This window comes from Mesorhizobium sp. M7A.F.Ca.MR.362.00.0.0 (assembly GCF_004023175.1).
GTDB lineage: Bacteria > Pseudomonadota > Alphaproteobacteria > Rhizobiales > Rhizobiaceae > Mesorhizobium.
In genome coordinates this window covers 1-7,113 of sequence record NZ_RZTF01000332.1, presented here as the reverse complement: position 1 = coordinate 7,113, position 7,113 = coordinate 1, and the positions used below count along the sequence as shown (strand labels likewise).

At 61.8% G+C, this 7,113-nt stretch carries 7 protein-coding genes; 4 read left to right on the top strand and 3 right to left on the bottom strand.

Features of this window, described 5'->3' with window-relative positions; genetic code table 11:
• Positions 1 to 114: 114 nt before the first annotated feature.
• The 3 genes from EOC06_RS28885 to aceA all read right to left on the bottom strand — a co-directional run bounded on the left by EOC06_RS28885 (position 115) and on the right by aceA (position 2,388).
• On the bottom strand, positions 115 to 567 hold the full coding sequence (locus tag EOC06_RS28885; protein WP_128309404.1) for a response regulator: 453 nt from the start codon (positions 565 to 567) through the stop codon (positions 115 to 117).
• Between the two features lie 231 nt (positions 568 to 798).
• A complete protein-coding gene (locus tag EOC06_RS28880) occupies positions 799 to 1,041 on the bottom strand; it encodes a hypothetical protein (protein WP_006202762.1) in 243 nt (80 codons plus the stop codon).
• Positions 1,042 to 1,098: 57 nt separating this feature from the next.
• Positions 1,099 to 2,388: an isocitrate lyase gene (gene aceA, locus EOC06_RS28875; RefSeq protein ID WP_128309403.1), complete on the bottom strand. Its 1,290-nt coding sequence runs from the start codon at positions 2,386 to 2,388 to the stop codon at positions 1,099 to 1,101.
• Positions 2,389 to 2,616: 228 nt separating this feature from the next.
• Between aceA and EOC06_RS28870 the strand changes: the two genes are divergently transcribed.
• The 4 genes from EOC06_RS28870 to EOC06_RS28855 all read left to right on the top strand — a co-directional run.
• Positions 2,617 to 4,059: a short-chain fatty acyl-CoA regulator family protein gene (locus tag EOC06_RS28870; RefSeq protein WP_128309402.1), complete on the top strand. Its 1,443-nt coding sequence runs from the start codon at positions 2,617 to 2,619 to the stop codon at positions 4,057 to 4,059.
• A gap of 151 nt (positions 4,060 to 4,210) precedes the next feature.
• Positions 4,211 to 5,161: a DMT family transporter gene (locus tag EOC06_RS28865; RefSeq protein ID WP_127268368.1), complete on the top strand. Its 951-nt coding sequence runs from the start codon at positions 4,211 to 4,213 to the stop codon at positions 5,159 to 5,161.
• A gap of 340 nt (positions 5,162 to 5,501) precedes the next feature.
• Positions 5,502 to 6,599: a polyamine ABC transporter substrate-binding protein gene (locus EOC06_RS28860; RefSeq protein ID WP_127268369.1), complete on the top strand. Its 1,098-nt coding sequence runs from the start codon at positions 5,502 to 5,504 to the stop codon at positions 6,597 to 6,599.
• 84 nt (positions 6,600 to 6,683) lie between these two features.
• Positions 6,684 to 7,113, top strand: a 430-nt coding sequence (locus EOC06_RS28855) for an ABC transporter ATP-binding protein (RefSeq protein WP_164898792.1), incomplete at its 3' end; no start/stop codon positions are given.

Sequence of the window (7,113 nt, the reverse complement as noted above, 5' to 3'; positions counted from 1 at the left end):
CTCGGACAACTGCCCGGACTGATCGAAAGCATCATCGATCCGTGATCGCCGGGCCTTACCTGGTTTGCTCAATTCCGGACGGAAAACCACCTGCGTACTTTTCCCGCAATTGCCTTAGCGGCCGATCAGGCGATCGATCACCGGTTGCAACCGTTCGGGCGTGATCGGCTTGGCGACCACCACGTCGATGATACCAGACAGGCCCAGACTTTCCGTCGTGCCGTTCTTGGTTGACAGCAGGATTACCGGTGGCAGCGATTTGCCCGTGGCGCGGCGCAACGCGTCGATGCTGGACATCAGATTGTCGCAGTCCTTGTTGTCGGCGCCGCCGTCGAGGACAACCACACCGGGAATGAGCGACCGCAAGATCCTTGCCGCCGTGTCGGGAGATTCGGAAATCGGCTTGAGCCCGGATCGCTCGACGATCTTTGAAATCACCACGCGACTGATTGGCGATTTCCCGACGACAAGCACCTGCGACGGATCGCGGATCGCCTCGGTGGTTGAGTCGCGGGTCACCGGATTCGGATGTCTTGGAGTCTCGCCTTCGCGATTCACCGGGCACACAAGTCGGCCAAGAAGTTCGCCCCTATTTCAATGCAGAGTTGAATCCAGAGCGCAATTGGCGTGAGATCGTAGCCTGTGTCAAGTTGAAATAAAAGTGCCCGAAATCATCGCCGGGAGCAGTGAATTTCAAGCAACGCTACTGTACTCAACTGTCCACACGTGGATTTCATAAAGAGAAAATTCACCTGCGCAGGAGCTGCGCAGGTGAAGGGTCGGTTGCATGGATTTCAGTCAGCCGTGGCTCTGCTGCGTGACGATCACCGGGATCAGCAGATCGCCCCAGTTGCCGTCGCCGCCGTGATGTCGTGCCGAGCGCACGAGTTCCACCGAGACGCCCGCCTCGACCGCCTTCATCACCGACTGGTTGAGGCGGTGCAGGTCGTTGGCCAGCATGCGGATCGTCGCCTGCTGGTCGACGCTCATCGTCGTCGACTGTTCCTCGGCGCGTTCCTTGACGCGGCTTATCGATGCCATTGGTCTTCTCCTGTGTTCCCGGCCCTGTTGGGCGTTTCCTCTGTACTCTGCTGCTCGCTATTCCGCGGCCGGTTTGAACTGCGCGTGCTCGGTCGATTCATGCATGGCGGTGGTCGATGACTGGCCGCCGGTGATCGCCATCGACACGGCGTCGAAATAGCCGGTGCCGACTTCGCGCTGATGTTTGGTTGCGGTGTAGCCATTGGCCTCGGCCGCGAACTCCGCTTCCTGCAACTCGGAATAGGCCGCCATCTGCCGCGCCTTGTAGCCGCGCGCCAGTTCGAACATGCCGTAGTTGAGCTGGTGGAAGCCGGCGAGCGTGATGAACTGGAACTTGTAGCCCATGGCGCCGAGCTCCTTCTGGAACCTGGCGATCGTCGCGTCGTCGAGGTTCTTCTTCCAGTTGAACGAGGGCGAGCAATTGTAGGCGAGCAGCTTGTCGGGATGATGCTTGCGCACGCCCTCGGCGAATTTCCTGGCCTGCGTCAGGTCCGGCTTCGAGGTCTCGCACCAGATCAGATCCGCGTAAGGCGCATAGGCGATGGCGCGGGCGATGCAGGGCTCGATGCCGTTCCTGACATGGTAGAAGCCTTCCACCGTGCGCCCGGCGTCGTAGTCGACGAAAGGCTGGTCGCGTTCGTCGATGTCGGAGGTGAGCAGCTTGGCGGCTTCCGCATCGGTGCGCGCGACGACCAGGGTCGGCGTGCCCATCACGTCCGCCGCCAGGCGCGCGGCGTTGAGGTTGCGGATGTGCGCCGCGGTCGGGATCAGCACCTTGCCGCCGAGATGGCCGCATTTCTTTTCCGACGCCAACTGGTCCTCATAATGGACGCCGGCGGCGCCCGCCTCGATGAAGGCCTTCATGATTTCGAAGGCGTTGAGCGGTCCGCCGAAACCGGCTTCCGCGTCGGCGACGATTGGCGCGAACCATGTCTCGACCGAAAGCCCGTTGCCTTCGGACGTTTCGATCTGGTCGGCGCGCTGCAGCGTCCGGTTGATGCGCTTGACCAGTTCGGGCGCTGCATTGGCCGGATAGAGCGACTGGTCCGGATACATCGCGCCAGCCGTGTTGGCGTCGGCGGCAACCTGCCAGCCCGACAGGTAGATTGCTTTCAGTCCGGCGCGCACCTGCTGCATCGCCTGATTGCCGGACATGGCACCGAGCGCGTTGACGAAGTCCTCCTCATGGATGAGCTTCCACAGCCGGTTGGCACCCATTTCGGCGAGGCTCTGACGGATCTGCACCGAACCGCGCAGACGCTTCACATCCGCCGCGGAGTAGGGCCGTTCGATACCGTCGAAACGACCTTCCGGGGCCGATGGCACGAGGTTGTAAAAATCAGTCATTGGTCACTCCGAGGAATTGCTGAACTGTGTCAAGGCGTCGAGAATTTGGGGTCGTTGGGTATGACTGGATTTACATTTCTGCGCGAAATCAGCCACAAAAATCCGGGAAGCCGACGGAATATAAGAGAAAACCTGTGTTGCGTTTGACAGAGGTGCGTTGTAAATTTGTCATTATTGTAAAAGGCCAGAGCCCAGAAAGTTCGTGTAAATTGCTGTAAAGGACAGTCCGTGGCTGACCAGAAGATCTTCGCCGGGCCGCGCATCCGCCGCATCCGCAATGCCAAGGGCCTGACCCAGACGGCGATGGCCGAGGGCCTCGGCATTTCACCGTCCTATCTCAATCTGATCGAGCGCAACCAGCGGCCGCTGACGGTGCAACTGATCCTCAGGCTGGCCTCCGTCTACAAGGTCGATCCACACGAGCTGCAGGGCGAGGCGAGGGGATCTGTCGCTGCCTTGAAGGAAGTGTTCACCGATCCCCTGCTGGTCGGCGAGTTGCCGGGTGATCAGGAACTGATCGAGTTTGCCGAGGCCGCGCCCAACGCGTCCGCGGCGGTGATAAAACTGTTCCGCGCCTATCGCGAGCAGGCCGAGCGCCTGTCCGACCTCAACGAGCTTTTGGCGCGCGAAGGTCGGGCGACGGCGCTTTCCGGCGCCCGCCTGCCGATCGACGAGGTGCACGAGACTTTCGAGCGCCGGCCGAACCATTTCGCTGCCCTCGAGGGGGAGGCAGCGGCGTTCACCTCGGTGCTCGATCCCGGCGACGATCTGTTTGGCGCGCTGAAGGCCTGGCTGAAGCGCGAATACGGCATCGTGGTCAAGGTGCTGCCGGTCGCCACCATGCCGAACTGGCGCCGCCGTTATGATCGTCATTCGCAGCGCCTGTTCCTGTCCGAACGCCTGTCGCCGTTCGACCAGTTGCGCGAAGTCGCGATGGAGGCCTGCCTGATCCGCATGACGGTCGCGGTCGCCGGCGAGATCCAGGCGCTCAAGCTGAGCACCGACGAGGCGCGCCGCCTGGCCCGCTTCGAACTTGGCCGTTATGCGGCGCATGCGCTGATGATGCCCTATCAGGCCTTTCACGCGGCTGCCGTGCGCGCCCGCTATGACATCGATGTCCTGCGTTCGCGCTTCGGCGTCTCCTTCGAACAGGCAGCCAACCGGCTGACCATGCTGCAGCGGCAGGGTGCCTCGGGGGTGCCGTTCTTCATGCTGGAGGTCGACAATGCAGGCAACCGCTTCCGCAAGGCCGGCAGCCAGGGCTTTCCACAAAGCCGCTTTGGCGGCGGCTGTCCCAAGCTGCCCGTGCATGTTGCCTTCACCCAACCCGGCCAGGTCTTCGTCGAGGCAGTGGAAATGCCCGACGGCGCCGAGTTCCTGTGCATCGCCCGCACGCTGGAAGGGCCGCAAGGCGCATTCTCGGAACGTCCGCGCCGCACCGCGCTGCTGCTCGGCTGCGACATCGGCTTTCGGGACGAAATCGTCTATGGCGCGGCATTACCCGGTGCGGCAATCACCGCAAAGGCCGGCGGCATCGCGGCGACGCCGGTCGGCCCTGCCTGCCGGCTTTGCGAACGCGTCGGCTGCCTGGCGCGCGCCGAGCCGCCGGTGACGCGCCCGCTCGGCCTCGACGAGATGGTGACGGGCCTGAGTGCCTTTGATTTCCAGTAACGCCGTGTTCCTCTGAAATAGGAGCAAGGTGCCACAATTGTCGCCGGCCGCTGGCTCAGTTCCGGCCTGCGCCTTTGCGTTACGCGAACAGAGCATCTTTTTGTCGTCCCTTGCGCATCGTCCCGTCCACAAAAGCTCGACAGTCGCGCTCATGATCGATACCGCATCGCCGATCGTCGCATCGCCAGCCGTCTCGCCGCGCGAGGAGCGCGTCGGCATGCTTTTGGTCTTCCTGTCGGCGCTGATGTGGAGTTTCGGCGGCACCATCGCCCGCTTCATCACTGTCGGTGACAGCTGGACGGTCATTTTCTGGCGATCCGTCTGGGCAGCCGCCTTCCTGGTCTGCTTCATGGTCTGGCGTGACGGCTGGCGTGGCACGTTGAAGCTGTTCCACGACATGGGTCTGCCCGGCCTTGCCGTCGGGATCTGCTTTGCCACCGCATCGACCGCCTTCGTCGTGGCGCTGGCCTACACCACCGTCGCCAACATCCTTTTGATGCAGGCAGGCGTGCCGTTGCTGGCGGCGCTGTTTGCCTGGGCGTTGTTTCGCGAAAGGGTCGGTGTCGCCACCTGGGTGGCAATCGCCGCCGTCATCACCGGCGTCGCCATCATGGTGTCGGAATCGCTGGATGGCGCCGTCTCGCCCATAGGCGATGGGCTGGCGCTGTTGATCGCGGTCATGTTCTCGGTCGCCACCGTCATCACCCGGCGGTTTTCCGGCGTGCGCATGACGCCGGCGACGTGCCTCGGCACCATGCTCGCGGCCGGCTTTGCCGTCTCGCAGGCATCGACCTTCACCGTGTCAGTCAGCGACATGGGCTTTCTGTTTGCCTTCGGCGTGGTCAATCTCGGCCTCGGTCTCGCCTTCTTCGCCACCGGCGCACGACTGATCCCGGCGGCCATCGCGGCTCTGCTCGGCACGTTCGAGCCGATCCTGGGCCCGATATGGGTCTGGCTCATCCATTCCGAGGTGCCGTCGGGGCGCACCATCATCGGTGGCGCGGTGGTGGTCACGGCGCTGCTCGTCCATATCGGGCTCGAATTCAAGCGCCAGGCACGGCCCGAACGCGCAGGGGTCACCGGGGTGCCGTCGCCTAATTGAAGCGGCCTGCAGCTTTGCCATTGACAACGTCGCTGCAGCACGGGCAGGCTGGGAATACGGCAACAACAAGACAGGCGTATCTTGCCAAGTCTCCCAGCCGGTCCGATCGGGACCGGACCATATCGTCGTATCTCTGCCCGCGCCACGGCGAAAGCCTATGACGGTATTGGCACGCCTCCCAGGCCGCCTCAGGGGCAACCAGCCATCTCATCGAACCGCCTGCATGGTCTCGGCAGTTCGCGCTTGTCGCCCCTTGGAAAGCTCAATAGTCTGAAGAAAATGCCGGTCGCGCTGATATCGCGACGAGCCGGTGAAGGAACACTCATCAAAGGAGAATAGCATGATCCGCAAAGCGCTCTGGCTTTCGGCAACTTCGGCATTCCTGACATTGTTCACCGTCGGCGGTCACGCCGCGGATCGTGTCGTCAACGTCTTCAACTGGTCGGACTACATCGACAGTTCGATCATCGACGATTTCACCAAGGAAACCGGCATCAAGGTCGTCTATGACACCTTTGATTCCAACGAAATCCTTGAGACCAAGCTGCTTGCCGGCGGCAGCGGCTATGACGTCGTCGTGCCCAGCGGCAATTTCCTTGCGCGCCAGATCCAGGCCGGCGTGTTCCAGAAGCTCGACAAGTCGAAACTGCCCAACATTTCCAACATGTGGGACACGGTTACCGAGCGAACCGCCAAATATGACCCCGGCAACGAATACTCGGTCAACTACATGTGGGGCACGGTTGGCATCGGCTACAACATCAAGAAGGTGCAGGCGGCGCTAGGCACTGACAAGATCGACAGCTGGGACGTCTTCTTCAATCCCGATAGCCTGGCCAAATTGAAGGACTGCGGCGTCTACGTGCTGGACTCGCCGGCAGATATCATCCCGGCGGCGTTGAAATATCTCAACCTCGACCCGAACAGCACGTCACCCGATGATATCGCCAAGGCCGAGGAGACCTTGCTCAAGGTGCGGCCTTACATCAGGAAGTTCCATTCCTCCGAATACATCAACGCGCTCGCCAACGGTGATATCTGCCTGGCGGTCGGCTGGTCGGGTGACGTGTTCCAGGCCCGCAACCGCGCGGTCGAGGCCAAGCAGGGCGTCGAAATCGGCTATTCCGTGCCGAAGGAGGGCGCGCAGATGTGGTTCGACCAGATGGCAATCCCCGCCGACGCGCCGCATGTGGCGGAGGCGCTCGAGTTCATCAACTACATGATGAAGCCGGAAGTTATCGCCAAGTCGTCGAACTACGTGCTCTACGCAAACGGCAACAAGGCTTCGCAGCAATTCGTCGACAAGGCATTGTTGGAGGATCCTTCGGTTTATCCCGATGCCGAGACCATAAAGAAGCTCTACACCGTCTCGCCATACGATCCCAAGACCCAGCGCGTCATCACGCGCACCTGGACCAAGATCGTCACTGGCCAGTAAGCAATCCGACACGGTCCCGGCAGCCACCTGCCGGGACCGTTTCTACCTGGGGCAAGAAGCAAGAAAATCAGGACGGAGTGGGACATGAAATCGCTTGGCAGCATCCGCAGGGATTTTGCACCGTGGAACGACCCGAATGCCAAGCCGTACATCCAGTTCGACAACGTCACCAAGAAGTTCGGTGACTTCACCGCCGTCAACAATCTGTCTCTGACCATCTTCGAGCGCGAGTTCTTCGCGCTGCTGGGCGCCTCCGGTTGCGGAAAGTCGACGCTGCTCAGGATGCTCGCCGGCTTCGAGGAGCCGACAGCCGGCCGCATTCTGCTTGACGGCCAGGATCTGCGCGGCATCCCGCCCTACCGGCGGCCTGTCAACATGATGTTCCAGTCCTATGCGCTGTTCCCGCATATGACGGTCGAGAACAACATCGCCTTCGGCCTTAAGCAGGACGGCATGCCGAAGCCCGAAATCGCATCGCGCGTTGCCGAGATGCTGAAGCTGGTCAAACTCGAGC

Bases quoted from the DNA above. Each gene is read 5' to 3' on its own strand.
- EOC06_RS28880 (WP_006202762.1), bottom strand. From the start codon at position 1,041: ATGGCATCGATAAGCCGCGTCAAGGAACGCGCCGAGGAACAGTCGACG.
- EOC06_RS28860 (WP_127268369.1), top strand. From the start codon at position 5,502: ATGATCCGCAAAGCGCTCTGGCTTTCGGCAACTTCGGCATTCCTGACA.
- EOC06_RS28865 (WP_127268368.1), top strand. From the start codon at position 4,211: ATGATCGATACCGCATCGCCGATCGTCGCATCGCCAGCCGTCTCGCCG.
- aceA (WP_128309403.1), bottom strand. From the start codon at position 2,388: ATGACTGATTTTTACAACCTCGTGCCATCGGCCCCGGAAGGTCGTTTC.